Below are 14,402 nucleotides of genomic sequence, written 5' to 3'. Positions count from 1 at the left end.
TCGACTTGCCCCCGATAGCCTCGCCTCGACTTAAAGTCCTACTTACTTACCGCCCCGCTCAATCGCAAAACCAGCCCAGGTCTGGCTCACCGGCATCAGCTCCAAGCGGTTGATGTTGACGTGCGCCGGGGTGTTCATCACCCAGAAGATCGTGTCGGCAATGTCCTGCGGCTGGATCGGCTCAGCGCCAGCGTAGGTGGCGTCGTAACGCGCCTGGTCCCCACCGAAACGCACCAGCGAGAACTCGCTCTCACACAGGCCTGGCTCGATATTGGTCACGCGCACGCCGGTGCCTTGCAGGTCGCAACGCAGGTTCAGCGAGAACTGCTTCACGAACGCCTTGGAGCCGCCATATACGTGGCTGCCAGGGTAAGGGTAGTTACCGGCGATAGACCCCAGGTTGATGATTCCGGCGCCACGCCCGTGAGCGATCAAGCGCGGCAGCAGCAGATTGGTCGTGGTCAGCAGCCCTTTGATGTTGGTGTCGACCATGGTTTCCCAATCGTCGAGGCTGCACTTGGGCGCAGGATCAGTGCCCACGGCCAGGCCGGCGTTGTTGATCAGGCCACGCAGTGTGGCGAACGACGGCGGCAGGCTGGCAATGGCGTCTTCCATACCTTTGCGGTCACGCACGTCCACGACCAGGCCGTGCACTTCAGTCTGCTTGGAAAGCTCTTCAACCAAGGCATTCAAACGTTCGGCACGACGGCCAGTGAGCACCAGTTTCCAACCGGCGTCAGCAAAACGACGGGCGCAGGCTTCGCCAAAACCTGAGGTTGCGCCAGTAATAAACAGCGTGTCGGACATGGTGTTCTCCTTGCGGGCATCGGAAAAAAAAACAGCCAGCAGAATGCCCTTACACCGCCTTCGCGGCAACCGCTAAGCGCACCGCCCAATCTACAACTGATCGTTTTTTGATCACTTCAAGCAACGCTATATGAACCGTGGCCTGCAGCCATATACGCGCAGGTTATCCACAACTGCGCCCACAGTCTTTGGGGGCAAGTGCAAAACACCGCAAGCCGCTGTGTACAAGGCTTTCAGGCGGTTTTAGAAAGTTTTTTGCTTGACCTTCACGAGGGCGTATGTAGGCCTATCGACACAGGGAAAATTCAGACGATGGCTCCAGGCCAGTCATTCCGGCCTCTGCGGAGGTCTTTCCAGAGTTTAATCACAGACTTATCCACAGGCTGAAGGGTCATATTTCGGTCATATACCTGTGTCTTTAAACAGGTTGACAAACCCCTTGGCCGGTCGCCAAAAAGCGCCTGATCAAAAAACAACCGACGCGCTGCAGGCCACGGTTTTAAAGGCGTTCAGCCAGCTACTCCCACGTTACCCACAGCCGGTTCCACAGTGGATGGGGACAAGTCAAAAGTGTGACAAAACAGGGATTTGCGGCGGCTATATGTCGCGCTTTGGAGGAGGGCTGGATTTGTTTTCCACAATTTTGGATCGGCCTTGTGAACACCCACAAAACAAATGTGGGAGGGGCTTGCCCCCTCCCACAGAGGTGCTGAGTTGTGATTTAGATCAGTGCCCGCCGAGGTAGGCGTTGCGCACTTCCTCGTTCACCAGCAGCTCCTTACCCGTGCCTGTAAGGCGAATCTCGCCGTTGACCATCACATACGCCCGGTCCGACAAGCGCAGTGCGTGGTTGGCGTTCTGCTCCACCAGGAAGATGGTCATCCCGGTGGCCGCCAGTTCGCGCAGGGTGGCGAAGATCTGCTTCACCACAATCGGCGCCAAGCCCAGGCTTGGCTCGTCCAACAGCAACAGCTTGGGCCGGCTCATGAGTGCACGGGCGATGGCGAGCATTTGCTGCTCGCCGCCGGACATGGTCATGGCCCGCTGGGTACGCCGCTCCTTGAGCCTTGGAAACAGCTCGAACATGCGCTGCATGTCTTCCTGGGCGTACTTGTCGCCAATCGGGATGGTGCCCATCAGCAGGTTTTCCTCGACGGTCATGTCAGGGAATACCCGCCGCCCTTCCGGCGACTGTGCGATGCCGTTGGAGGCGATGTAGTGGGACGACTTGTGGGTAATGTCGACGCCGTTGTACAGAATCTGCCCCGACTCGGCGCGAGGCTGGCCGAAAATCGACATCAGCAGCGTGGATTTGCCCGCGCCGTTGGAGCCGATCAGGCTGACGGTTTCGCCTTCATTGATGTGCAGCGAGACTTTTTTCAGGGCCTGGATCGGGCCGTAGAACACGTCCAGGTCTTTCATTTCGAGGATAGGCCCGCTCATACCAGCTCCTCTTCGTCGGCGCCCAGGTAAGCGGCAATCACTTTCGGGTCGTTGCGGATTGCTTCCGGCCCGCCCTCGGCGATTACGTTGCCGTGGTCCAGCACCACGATGTGGTCGGAAATACTCATCACCATGCCCATGTCGTGTTCGATCAGCACCACCGTGAGGTCGTGTTCGTCGCGCAGCAGGCGAATCATCGCGCTGAGGGCTTCGGTTTCCTGGGGGTTGAGGCCTGCGGCGGGTTCGTCCAGGCAGATGATCTGCGGCCGGGTGCACATGGCGCGGGCGATTTCCAGGCGGCGCTGCTGGCCGTAGGAAAGCTCACCGGCCAGGCGGTTGGCGCAGTCCACCAGGTCGACCACTTCGAGCCAGTAGAACGCGCAATCCAGCGCGTCACTTTCGGCCTTGCGGTAGCCCTTGGTGTTGAGGATGCCTGCGAGCATGTTGCGGTTGACCCACATGTGCTGGGCCACCAGCAGGTTTTCCAGCACCGACATTTCCTTGAACAGGCGAATGTTCTGGAACGTCCGCGCTAAACCTGCACGGTTGACCAGATGGGTGCCGCCGAACATCTTGTAGTACACGCGGCTGAGGAAGCTTTTCGGCGACACAAAGTCGACGGCCTTGAAGCGCTCGCCCAGCAGCTGAATCACGTTGGTCTGCTTGCCACGCACGTTGAGTTCGATCTTGCCGCCGCTGGCTTTGTAAAACCCGGTGAGGCAGTTGAACACCGTGGTTTTGCCGGCGCCGTTAGGGCCGATCAGGGCGAAGATCGAGTTGCGTTCGACCTTGAGGCTCACATCGCTCAAGGCCTTGATGCCACCAAAGTGCATCATCAAATGTTCCACGGACAGGACGACTTCCTTGCTCATGGCGCCACTCCTTTACGTGGGGTCACACCAGTACGGCTGATCCGGATCAAGCCGCGTGGTCGCCAGATCATCATCACCACCATCAACACGCCAAACAGCAGTACGCGGTACTCCGAGAAGCTGCGCAGCAACTCCGGCGCCACGGTCAGCACGAACGCCGCGATCACCACGCCGACCGTCGAGCCCATGCCGCCCAGGACCACGATGGCCAGGATCAGCGCCGACTCGAAGAACGTGAACGACGACGGGTTGACGAAGCCCTGGTAGCTGGCAAAAAACACCCCGGCCAACCCCGCCGTGGAAGCGCCGATGGTGAACGCCGAGAGTTTGACCAGCACGTGGTTCAGACCCATGGAGCGGCAGGCGATTTCATCTTCACGCAGGGCTTCCCAGGCGCGGCCGACCGGCATGCGCGTCAGGCGGTGCTTGATGTACAGCACAGCCAGCACCACCAGGAACAGCACGATGTAGATGAACATGAACTTGATGTTGGGGTTGTAATCGAGGCCGAAGAATTCGTGGAACGGAATCCCGCCCTCCTTCGCCTTGCGCCCGAACTCCAGGCCGAGGAACGTCGGTGAAGGCACCGGCATGCCGTTCGGGCCACCGGTGAACGACAGCCAGTTATTGAGCACCAGACGGATGATCTCACCGAAACCCAAGGTCACGATGGCCAGGTAGTCACCGTGCATTCGCAATACCGGGAAGCCGAGTATGCACCCCGCCAGCGCCGCCGCGATGGCCGCCAGGGGCAGCACGCTCCAGAAACCCAGGCCGAGATACTGATAACCCAGCGCCAGGCCGTAGGCGCCGATGGCGTAGAACGCCACGTAACCCAGGTCAAGCAAGCCGGCCAGGCCAACCACGATGTTCAGGCCCAGGCCGAGCAACACGTAGATCAGGCCGAGGATCACCACGGTCAGCAGGTACTTGTTGGCGAAGATCGGGAACACGATGGCGATCACGATCAATGCCGGGATGATCCAGCGCAGCCGCGACTTGTAGTCCGGTGGCAGCACATGCACGCCGGAACCACTGCTCTCGAAGCCCTGCAGAATCTTCACGCCCTTGGGGGTTTGCAGGAACAGGCTGAGGGCAAAGCGCCCGACCATCACGATGGCGACCAGGATGGCCACGCGCGCGGGTTCCAGGTTGAAGCTGTAGCCGTCGAGGACCACGCCGACGATCGGACCGAACACGATCAGCGAAATCAGCCCGGCAAGGATCGTATCGACGACACTTTTCTTGATATCGATAGGTTTGGCAGCAGACATGTTTACACCTTAGCCACGAGCGGGCGACCCAGCAGGCCCTGGGGACGGAAAATCAGAATCACCACCAGCAGGGAGAAACTGAATACGTCTTTGTAGTCAGAGTTGATCAACCCCGAGAACAGCGACTCGGAAATACCCAGGATGATCCCGCCCAACATCGCCCCAGGCAGGGAGCCGATGCCGCCGAGTACCGCTGCGGTAAATGCCTTGATGCCGATGATGAAGCCGGCATAGAAGTCGAAAGTGCCGTAATTGAGGGTGATCAGCACGCCGGCCAATGCGGCCATGGCGGCACCGATGACAAACACGTAGGAGATCACGCGGTCGGTGTTGATGCCCAGGATCGAAGCCATCTTGCGGTCTTGCTGGGTTGCGCGGCACATGCGACCGAGCTTGGTGTACTTGATGATGTAGGTGAGCAACGCCATACCGGCGAAGGCCGCCACGAGGATGAATACCTTGGTGTACGTGAGCTGCACGAAGCCGGTGCCGATGTCGACGCGCCAGGCGCCAGCCAGCAGGGTTGGAATGCCTTGTTGTTTCGCACCCTGGGCGATCTGCGCGTAGTTCTGCAGGATCAGGGAGATACCGATGGCGCTGATCAGCGGGGCCAGTCGGGTGGAGTTACGCAGTGGTTTATAGGCGACACGCTCGATGACCCAACCGTACACGCCGGTGACAACCACGGTGAAGATCAGAGTGCCGAGAATGAGCAGCGGGAAGGATTCGATGCCGAAGTAAGCCAGCAGTGCCAGACTGATCGCCGCGAGGTAAGCGGAAATCATATAAACCTCGCCGTGGGCGAAGTTGATCATGCCAATGATGCCATAGACCATTGTGTAGCCGATGGCGATCAGGCCATAGACCGACCCGAGGGTCAGGCCGTTGACCAGTTGCTGCAGGAAAATACCATCCATAACGCAATCTCACGCGGTGAGCACCTGCACACCGGTGGGTGTGCGGCGCTTCTGGAGGAAAAGACAGATCTCGATCAGAACACGGTCCCCTTGTGGGAGGGGGCTTGCCCCCGATAGCGGAGTGTCAGTCAACAGTTGTTCAACTGACCCACCGCATCGGGGGCAAGCCCCTCCCACATGGATTACTTCTGCTTTTCCAACTGGTGGTACTTGCCTTCTTTATCCCACTGGTAAACCACGTAGTCGGAGATTTTCAGGTCGCCTTTACCGTCCCATTCCTTCTTGCCCATCACGGTCTGGACCGGGTTGGCCTTGAGCCATTTGGCGGCGTCTTCGCCTTTGTTGGACTTGGCACCGTTGAAGCCGGCAGCCAGGGCCTGGACCGACGCGTAGGCATACAGGGTGTAGCCTTCGGGCTCGGTGCCATTTTTGCGGAACTCTTCCACCACAGCCTTGCTGTCCGGCAGCAGGCGCGGGTCGGCGCCGAAGGTCATGTACACGCCATCGACGTACTGCTTGCCGCCAGCGGTGGCCACCAGTTCGTCAGTCACGATGCCGTCATCGGACATGAACTTGACGTCCTTGAGGCCGGCTTCACGGATCTGGCGAACCAGCGGGCCGGCTTCCGGGTGCAGGCCGCCGAAGTACACGACGTCCGCGCCGGTGGAACGGATCTTGGTCACCAGGGCGCTGAAGTCTTTCTCGCCACGGGTCAGGCCTTCTTCGAGCACCGGCTTGACGCCGCGCTTGGTCAACTGGGCAGCGGTGGCGTCGGCCAGGCCTTTGCCGTAGGTGTCCTTGTCATTGATGACCGCGACTTTCTTGCCTTTGAGCACGTCGACAATGTAGTCGCCGGCGACGATGCCCTGCTGGTCGTCACGCCCGCACATGCGGAACATGGCGCCCAGGCCGCGTTCGGTAACTTGTGGGTTGGTGGAGCCTGGGGTGATGGCGATGATGCCCGCTTCGTCATACACCTCGGAGGCTGGGATGGTGTTGGACGAGCAGAAGTGCCCGACCACGCCGATCACTTTGTCCTGGTCAGCCAGGCGGTTGGCCACGGCCACGGCTTGTTTTGGCTCACACGCATCGTCGCCGGCAACCAGCACGATTTTCTCGCCGTTGATGCCGCCAGCCTTGTTGATCGTATCGGCTGCCGCTTGGGCACCCTTCATGTACTGCTCACCGAAAGCGGCGTTGGCGCCCGTCATGGGCCCCGCTACGCCAATCTTCACATCAGCTTGAACAAACGTAGAAACACCCAGCGCCGCTGCAACGGCGAGGGCCAGAAAACCTTTCTTGTAAAACGTCTGGGACATGAGTGGTGCTCCGATATTTTTGATTTTTGGCACGACAACTTGCATTCAAACTTTTCACTGAAAGCTCAGAGCAAGCCCCGTGCCATTACGTTTTTATTCTTCAAAAAGACACCGTGTCATTGTTATTACTGGCGTTTCGACTCGACTCGCCAGCACGTGCAACCGTCTAGCCTACAGAGGTGCAACCAACCCCCTTAAAAAGTACAACCCTGGCAGGTGCCACCTGCAACCGGATGGATAAACCGCAGCCCCTGCACCTGTAACAGCATGCGTAACGGAACTGCACATTTACAGTGCGCAACTGCTACGACCTGCACCAATACAGATTAGTAGCCGGCTAAGAAAATGCAGGCTTCTGAGCGGTATTTCGCTGATCAGATCACGATCCTCAGGCATTGCCCGGCGTGATACAGCGAGAACCCGGCCTCATACAGGCAACTGCGCAAGCCCACGCCGGCCAGCGGCTGCATCGGCGCGAAGGGAATCGGCAGGGCCTGGGGATCCTGGTGACACAAGTAGTCGGCAAACGCCTTGCCGACCACACTGCCGGTGGTCACGCCACGCCCGTTATAGCCGGTGACGGCGACCAGGCCAGGGGCCGGTTCGAACAAGCGCATCAGGTGATCGGGAGTGAAGGCGATGCAGCCGGTCCAGGTGAACTCCCACTGCACCGATTTGAGGTAGGGGAAGTAGTGCTGCTGCACCCGATCGGCCCACGCCTTGAGAAACCACGCCGGTTTCTGGTTGCCATTGCCCAGGCTGCCAAGCAACAAACGACCCTCGGCATCGCGGCGGATGCTGCTCAAGACCTGGCGCGTGTCCCACGACCCCTGGCCGCCGGGGAGTATCTGCCGGGCGGCGTCATCGGTGAGCGGGGCCGAGGCGACCTGGTAGTAATAACCGGGGAAAAAGTTACGCCGCAGCTCGGTCCATTCGCCTTCGGTGTAGGCATTGGAGGCAATCACCACCTGCGCTGCCTGCACTGCACCGTGCTGGGTCTGCACCGACCACTGCGCACCCTGGCGTTCCAATTGGGTGACCGGCGAATGATCGAACAGTTGCCCACCAAGCCCGACCGCAGCATTGGCCAACCCAGAGGTGTAGGCCATCGGGTTCAAGGTACCCGCCCGCCGATCCAGCAACGCGGCGGCGATCTTTTTAGTGCCGGTGGCGTGCTCGCAGGCCTGGCCGGTGAGCAGCTCGACCGGCGCGCCGCGACGCTTCCATTGGTCTTCACGACTGCGCAAATCCGCCTCGCCACGGGCGTTGTGCGCCATGTGCAAGGTGCCCTCGCGGCGCAGTTGGCAATCGATGTTGTATTTGTCGATCAGGCTGAACACCAGCGAAGGTGCTGCGCCAAGCATGCGATTGAGCTGACTGCCCACCGCTTCGCCGAAACCGGCCTCGATGTCATCCGGCGGGATCCACAACCCGGCGTTCACCAACCCGACGTTACGACCTGAACCGCCGTGGCCGGTGCGATGGGCTTCCAGCACGGCGACGCTTTTGCCCTGCTCCAGCAGGTGAATGGCGGCCGAAAGTCCGGTAATACCGGCGCCGATCACGCACACGTCCACTTTCAACTCGCCCTTGAGCGCGGCGCGATCCGGCCGGCTGGGGGTGAGGTGTTCCCACAAACATGTTTCGCGTAGTGCCATTGCCAGACTCCGGTGAGACCTAACAAACAACAATCTTGATGTGCAATGCGGTCACATGTGGGAGGGGGCTTGCCCCCGATAGCACTGGCTCAGCTGTACATCTGTTGACTGACACACTGCAATCGGGGGCAAGCCCCCTCCCACATTTTTAACCGCGTTTCGACAGTGGTTTAGTCGAAGGTAATGCCCTGGGCCAGCGGCAATTCCAGCGAGTAATTCACGGTGTTGGTCTGCCGACGCATATACCCACGCCACGCATCCGAACCCGACTCACGCCCGCCACCGGTCTCTTTCTCGCCGCCAAACGCGCCGCCAATCTCTGCGCCGCTCGGGCCGATGTTGACGTTGGCGATGCCGCAGTCACTGCCCACGGCCGACATGAATTGCTCGGCCTCGCGCACGTCTGTGGTGAAGATGCACGACGACAGCCCTTGGGGCACGGCGTTGTTCAGGCGCAGGGCTTCGGCGAAATCGCTGTAGCCAACCACGTAGAGGATCGGCGCGAAGGTTTCGGTGCACACCACGTCGCTTTGCTCGGGCATTTCCACAATCGCCGGCGACACGTAGTAGGCGTTGGGGAATTTATCTTCCAACTGGCGCTTGCCGCCGAACACCTTGCCGCCTTCGCTCAAGGCCTGCTCCAGGGCGTCCTGCATGTTATCGAAGCCGTGTTTGTCGATCAGCGGGCCGATCAGGTTGCCTTCCAGCGGGTGGCCGATGCGCACTTTGGAATACGCGGCCTTGAGGCGGGTGACGATCTCTGCCTTGACCGACTCATGGGCGATCAGGCGGCGCAGGGTGGTGCAACGCTGGCCGGCGGTGCCGACGGCGCTGAACAGAATGGCGCGCACGGCCATGTCCAGGTCGGCGCTTGGGCCGAGGATCATGGCGTTGTTGCCGCCCAGTTCGAGGATGCTGCGGGCAAAACGTGCGGCGACTTTAGGCGCCACTTCGCGCCCCATGCGCGTGCTGCCGGTGGCGCTGATCAGCGCGACACGCGGGTCATCCACCAGCGCGGCGCCGGCATCGCGGCCACCGATGATCACTTGGCTCAAATACTCAGGGGCACCGTCGAATTTCTTCAGCACGCGCTCGAACAGCGCCTGGCACGCCAGGGCGGTGAGCGGGGTCTTTTCCGAGGGTTTCCAGATCACGGCGTTGCCGCACACCAGCGCCAGGGTGGTGTTCCACGCCCACACCGCAACGGGGAAGTTGAAAGCGCTGATTACGCCGACCACGCCCAGCGGGTGCCAGGTTTCACGCATGTGGTGGCCCGGGCGTTCGGAGGCGATGGTCAAGCCGTACAGCTGGCGCGACAGGCCGACGGCGAAGTCGCAGATGTCGATCATTTCCTGCACTTCACCCAGGCCTTCCTGAGTGATCTTGCCCGCTTCCCAGGACACCAACTCGCCCAGGTCGGCCTTGTATTCGCGCAGCACGTCGCCGAATTGACGCACCAGCTCACCCCGACGCGGCGCCGGCACTTTGCGCCAGGCGTCGAATGCATGCTCGGCGCGACTGACCTGTTGCTCCACCTCGGCGGCACCTTCCCAGTGCACACTGCCGATACGGCTGCCATCAATCGGCGAATGCACGGGCTGTTTACCCGCCTGGTACAGCGCCGGGTTTACCCCGAGACGATCAAGCAATGCGGCAACCATGGGTCACTCCTTCAATCTGCAGACAAAAAATCGCACCGCGCCACGCACGGCGATCCAGGCCTTATTTGTAGCTGGCCCAAGACTTGCCAACAAACGACGATTAGGCGAGATATCATTCCGTTTATTCATGCAAAGCATAAAAAGAGGCACGCCGTGCTGAACAAAAGACATTTGCCCTCGATCACCGCCCTGCAGTGTTTCGAAGCCGCCACCCGCCACCTGAGCTTCACCCGCGCCGCCGAAGAGCTGAACCTCACGCAGAGCGCGGTCAGCAAGCAAGTGGCGCAGTTGGAAGAACTGCTGCAACACCTGCTGTTTCGCCGCGTGCGTCGCCGCCTGCAGATGACCCCGGCAGGCGACCTGTACCTGGTGGAAGTGCGCAAGATCCTCACGCAAGTGGAGATGTCCACCCATTACCTGCGCTCCTACGGCGGCGAGACCGAAGTGTTGCGCGTGTCCACGCCCTACACTTTCGGCGCGCGCTGGCTGGTGCCGCGCCTCAAGGGCTGGCGGCTGCGTCACCCGCAGATCCATCTGGACCTGTGCAACGAGCAGGAGCCGGACGAACTGCTGCAAGGCAAGGCCGACCTGGCCTTCTACTTCGGCCAGGGCGCACGCCCCGGCACCGAGAGCCTGAAGCTGTTCAGTGAAGAACTGGTGCCGGTGTGCGCACCTGAGAGCCTGCCCGCCACGCCCTTCACCGACCCCACGCAACTGAGCGAACTGGTGCTGCTGCAAAACGCCTCGCGCCCCCAGGGCTGGCATGACTGGTTCGCCAGCCAGGGTTACCAGACTGAACACAGCTACCACGGGCCGCGTTTTGACACCTTTTATATGTGCATTCGTGCAGCGCAGGTCGGCTGTGGCGTGGCGCTGTTGCCGCGGTTTTTGGTGGAAGAGGAATTGGCCGACGGCAAGCTGGTGATTCCCTGGCAGCATGCGATGCCGAGCCAGGATGCGTATTACCTGGCGTATCCGGAACATTCGGCAGAGGTGCCCAAGGTGCGCGATTTTGTGAAGTGGATGATGGAGCAGGTTATTTAGTGCCTGAAAGATAGCCATCGGGGGCAAGCCCCCTCCCACATTTACTGTGTTCACCAGTCAAACTGTGTGAATGCAGTTAGTGTGGGAGGGGGCTTGCCCCCGATGAGGCCAGTAGCCACACCAAAAAAAATCACTGGCAAAACCCCACAGGTCTATGCGCCACTAGCCCCCTTCCTTAATTGTGCGTAAAGGCCGGCGCCCAACGCCGACCCGTCTGGAGATTCCCGTTATGAGCGAGAGTGTGTTTGCCGATCGCATCGTGCAGAACCTGCTCGACACCGACTTCTACAAGCTGACCATGATGCAGGCGGTGCTGCACAACTACCCGAACGTGGAAGTTGAATGGGAGTTTCGTTGCCGTAACAGTGAAGACCTGCGCCCCTACCTGGCGGAGATCCGCTACCAGATCGAGCGCCTCGCCGAGCTGAGCCTGAGTCCGGACCAATTGGGCTTCCTGGAACGCATCAGCTTTATGAAGCCGGACTTCCTGCGTTTCCTCGGGCTGTTCCGCTTCAACCTGCGTTATGTGCAGACCGGCATCGAGAACGGCGAGTTGTTTATTCGCCTGCGCGGCCCGTGGCTGCATGTGATCCTGTTTGAAGTGCCGATGCTGGCCATTGTCAGCGAAGTGCGTAACCGCTACCGCTACCAGACCGTGATCCTCGAACAGGCCCGCGAGCAGCTGTACCGCAAGTTCGACTGGCTGACGGCGAATGCCAGCAGCGAGGAACTGTCGGAACTGCAAGTGGCCGACTTCGGCACGCGCCGGCGCTTCTCGTACCGGGTGCAGGAAGAAGTGGTCACTGTACTCAAGCACGACTTCCCAGGGCGCTTCGTCGGCACCAGCAACGTGCACCTGGCCCGCGAGCTGGACATGAAGCCCCTGGGCACCATGGCCCACGAATGGATCATGGCCCACCAGCAACTCGGCCCGCGCCTGATCGACAGCCAGATCGCCGCCCTCGATTGCTGGGTCCGCGAATACCGGGGCCTTTTGGGCATTGCCCTGACCGACTGCATCACGACCGATGCGTTTCTCGGCGACTTCGACTTGTACTTCGCCAAGCTGTTCGACGGCCTGCGCCACGACTCCGGTGACCCGGTGCAGTGGGCCGAAAAAGCCATCGCCCACTACCACAAGCTGGGGATCGAGCCGATGAGCAAGACACTGGTGTTCTCCGACAGCCTGTCGCTGCCCAAGGCCCTGGAGATTTTCCGGGCGCTGCGCGGTCGCATTAATGTGAGCTTTGGCATCGGCACCAACCTGACCTGCGATATTCCAGGGGTGGAGCCGATGAGCATCGTGCTTAAAATGACCGCGTGCAATGGTCAGCCCGTCGCCAAAATCTCCGATGAAGCGGGCAAGACCCACTGCACCGACCCGAATTTTGTCGCCTATTTGCGTCATGTTTTCAAAGTACCTGCCATTTCCAGCAAGGAGTGAATCATGCAAGCCGTACAGCGTGAGATTGCGCAGCAACTCAAGGTGCAAGCGCCGTTCAACAACCAGGCCGACCTTGAGGCCGAAGTGACCCGCCGCGTGGCTTTTATCCAGGATTGCCTGCGCAACTCCGGGCTCAAGGCATTGGTACTGGGCATCAGCGGCGGCGTCGATTCCCTGACCGCCGGCCTGTTGGCCCAACGTGCGATGCAGGAACTGCGCGCCAGCACCGGTGACGAGGCTTACCGTTTTATCGCAGTGCGCCTGCCTTACGACACCCAGTTCGACGAAATCGACGCCCAGGCCTCGGTGGACTTTATCGAGCCGGACGAGCGCCACACCGTGAACATCGGCCCGGCGGTGAAAGCCCTGGCCAGTGAAGTGGCTGCGTTCGAAGGCAAGGCGGCGGTGTCCCGCGATTTCGTACTGGGCAACACCAAGGCGCGCATGCGCATGGTGGCGCAATACACCATCGCCGGCGCGGCCGGTGGCCTGGTGATTGGCACCGACCACGCGGCGGAAGCGGTGATGGGCTTTTTCACCAAGTTCGGTGACGGTGCGTGCGACCTGGCGCCTTTGAGCGGGCTGGTGAAGAACCAGGTGCGTGCGATTGCACGGCACTTTGGCGCGCCGGAATCGTTGGTGGAGAAGATCCCGACTGCCGACCTCGAAGACCTGTCGCCAGGCAAGCCGGATGAAGCGTCACATGGCGTGACCTATGCGGAGATTGACGCGTTCCTGCACGGTGAAGCGGTGCGCGAGGAAGCGTTCAGGATTATCTGCGAGACGTATCGCAAGACTGAGCACAAGCGGGTGATGCCGTTTGCGCCTTGAGGTGAGTCAGGCAGTTTTGTAGTGACTGTCAGATAGTCATCGGGGGCAAGCCCCCTCCCACCTTTTGAAATGCGATCCAATGTGGGAGGGGCGGTGCGACGATTCGGCTTGCCCCCGATGAACGATAACGCGGTCTTACTTGACGACCACCGTGCCTTTCATCATCGAGATGTGGCCTGGGAACGAGCAGAAGAACGCGTAGTCGGTCCCGGCTGCCAGCTTCGACACATCGAACGTCACCGAATCTTTCTCGCCGGCACCGATGATCTTGGTGTGGGCGATGATGCGGTCGTCACCTTCTTTCAGGTAGTTCTTGTCAATGCCAGCGGCCATGCCTTCAGTGGCAACGGGTTGCATGTTGGCGGCAGTGGTCAGCACCCAGTTATGGCCCATGACGTTTTTCGGCAGGTTGCCGGAGTGAGTCAGTTCGACAGTGAACGTCTTGCAGCTCTTGTCGATCACGACTTCCTTGGTATTGAAGGACATCTGGTCAGTGGAGTCGACGGTGACCTTGCACTCTGCGGCAAGCAACTGGCCGCTCGCCAGAGTCAGCAGGGAAACAGCAACGAGTTTGGCAAACATGTGAATCTCCAAGGCAGGGTTTAAAAAACGCGGATTGCGATAAGGGTGCATCAAACAGGCTTGAATTCTTATGATCTGAATCAACAGATTGTATACAACTTTAGGCTATCAGACTTATCAACACAATCTACCAGCCAAAGTCGCAGTACCTCCCTATGATCGGCCCATCACCCACTGGAGTCCGAACCATGCGCCTCAATCACCTGTTCAACGGCCTGCTGGCCGCGTACGCCTGCGGTAAGTGAAGGCAAAGCGCGCTGCTAAGCTGCTACCATAGCGACCCAAGGCAGCTGCGCGCCGCCACCCTCACCTTCGACCCTAGAGGATCGCCCATGGCCAAACCTAATTACTCCTTCGCCAAACGTCAGAGAGACTTGGCCAAGGAACAGAAGAAAGAGGAAAAACTGCAACGCAAGAAAGCCGCTGCAGACGAAGAAGCCGGCGCACTGAACCCGGACGTCGATGCTGAAGAAACGAGCGACGAGACTGAAACACCAAAGGATCCGGCTGAATAATTTCTTTTGTGGTGAGCAGGCCCACCCTGCTCACC

13 protein-coding genes are annotated in these 14,402 nt (G+C 60.1%); 4 read left to right on the top strand and 9 right to left on the bottom strand.

Going from position 1 to position 14,402, the window contains the following annotated elements; translation table 11 throughout:
• Window positions 1-42 precede the first annotated feature (42 nt).
• The 8 genes from NDJ82_RS22185 to amaB all read right to left on the bottom strand — a co-directional run bounded on the left by NDJ82_RS22185 (window position 43) and on the right by amaB (window position 9,951).
• The gene (locus NDJ82_RS22185) at window positions 43-807 is read right to left on the bottom strand and encodes an SDR family oxidoreductase (RefSeq protein ID WP_112193157.1); all 765 of its coding nucleotides are present in this window, start codon (window positions 805-807) and stop codon (window positions 43-45) included.
• Window positions 808-1,533: 726 nt separating this feature from the next.
• Window positions 1,534-2,250, bottom strand: coding sequence for an ABC transporter ATP-binding protein (locus NDJ82_RS22180; RefSeq protein ID WP_078740437.1), 717 nt, complete (start codon window positions 2,248-2,250; stop codon window positions 1,534-1,536).
• A complete protein-coding gene (locus NDJ82_RS22175) occupies window positions 2,247-3,122 on the bottom strand; it encodes an ABC transporter ATP-binding protein (RefSeq protein WP_099583651.1) in 876 nt (291 codons plus the stop codon). Before NDJ82_RS22175 ends, NDJ82_RS22180 begins: the two co-directional genes overlap by 4 nt.
• Window positions 3,119-4,396 carry a high-affinity branched-chain amino acid ABC transporter permease LivM gene (gene livM, locus NDJ82_RS22170; protein ID WP_099583652.1) on the bottom strand — a complete coding sequence of 426 codons (1,278 nt, stop codon included), beginning with the start codon at window positions 4,394-4,396 and terminating at the stop codon, window positions 3,119-3,121. Before livM ends, NDJ82_RS22175 begins: the two co-directional genes overlap by 4 nt.
• A gap of 2 nt (window positions 4,397-4,398) precedes the next feature.
• Window positions 4,399-5,313, bottom strand: a complete 915-nt coding sequence (locus NDJ82_RS22165; RefSeq protein ID WP_003188099.1) for an ABC transporter permease subunit — start codon at window positions 5,311-5,313, stop codon at window positions 4,399-4,401.
• A gap of 182 nt (window positions 5,314-5,495) precedes the next feature.
• On the bottom strand, window positions 5,496-6,632 hold the full coding sequence (locus tag NDJ82_RS22160) for a branched-chain amino acid ABC transporter substrate-binding protein (RefSeq protein WP_099583653.1): 1,137 nt from the start codon (window positions 6,630-6,632) through the stop codon (window positions 5,496-5,498).
• A gap of 374 nt (window positions 6,633-7,006) precedes the next feature.
• On the bottom strand, window positions 7,007-8,290 hold the full coding sequence (gene amaA / locus NDJ82_RS22155) for an L-pipecolate oxidase (RefSeq protein WP_250926290.1): 1,284 nt from the start codon (window positions 8,288-8,290) through the stop codon (window positions 7,007-7,009).
• A gap of 170 nt (window positions 8,291-8,460) precedes the next feature.
• A complete protein-coding gene (amaB, locus tag NDJ82_RS22150) occupies window positions 8,461-9,951 on the bottom strand; it encodes an L-piperidine-6-carboxylate dehydrogenase (RefSeq protein WP_112193151.1) in 1,491 nt (496 codons plus the stop codon).
• A gap of 153 nt (window positions 9,952-10,104) precedes the next feature.
• Here amaB and NDJ82_RS22145 point away from each other — a divergent pair, with 153 nt between their 5' ends.
• From NDJ82_RS22145 to nadE, 3 genes are all read left to right on the top strand, one after another.
• Window positions 10,105-10,995 (top strand): LysR family transcriptional regulator, encoded by an 891-nt coding sequence (locus NDJ82_RS22145; RefSeq protein WP_112193149.1) that lies wholly within the window; start codon window positions 10,105-10,107, stop codon window positions 10,993-10,995.
• Window positions 10,996-11,224: 229 nt separating this feature from the next.
• Window positions 11,225-12,439 (top strand): nicotinate phosphoribosyltransferase, encoded by a 1,215-nt coding sequence (gene pncB / locus NDJ82_RS22140; protein ID WP_099583657.1) that lies wholly within the window; start codon window positions 11,225-11,227, stop codon window positions 12,437-12,439.
• Window positions 12,440-12,442: 3 nt separating this feature from the next.
• A complete protein-coding gene (nadE, locus tag NDJ82_RS22135; protein ID WP_250926289.1) occupies window positions 12,443-13,270 on the top strand; it encodes an NAD(+) synthase in 828 nt (275 codons plus the stop codon).
• A 135-nt stretch (window positions 13,271-13,405) separates the two neighbouring features.
• Here the strand turns inward: nadE and azu are convergent, their stop codons facing one another.
• Window positions 13,406-13,852 (bottom strand): azurin, encoded by a 447-nt coding sequence (gene azu / locus NDJ82_RS22130; RefSeq protein ID WP_158879120.1) that lies wholly within the window; start codon window positions 13,850-13,852, stop codon window positions 13,406-13,408.
• 332 nt (window positions 13,853-14,184) lie between these two features.
• Here azu and NDJ82_RS22125 point away from each other — a divergent pair, with 332 nt between their 5' ends.
• Window positions 14,185-14,367, top strand: a complete 183-nt coding sequence (locus tag NDJ82_RS22125; RefSeq protein WP_099583660.1) for a hypothetical protein — start codon at window positions 14,185-14,187, stop codon at window positions 14,365-14,367.
• Window positions 14,368-14,402: the final 35 nt, after the last annotated feature.

The organism is Pseudomonas sp. SR18, assembly GCF_023701505.1.
GTDB classification, from domain to species: Bacteria; Pseudomonadota; Gammaproteobacteria; order Pseudomonadales; family Pseudomonadaceae; genus Aquipseudomonas; species Aquipseudomonas cyclaminis.
This window is presented reverse-complemented; position numbering and strand designations above follow the sequence as displayed.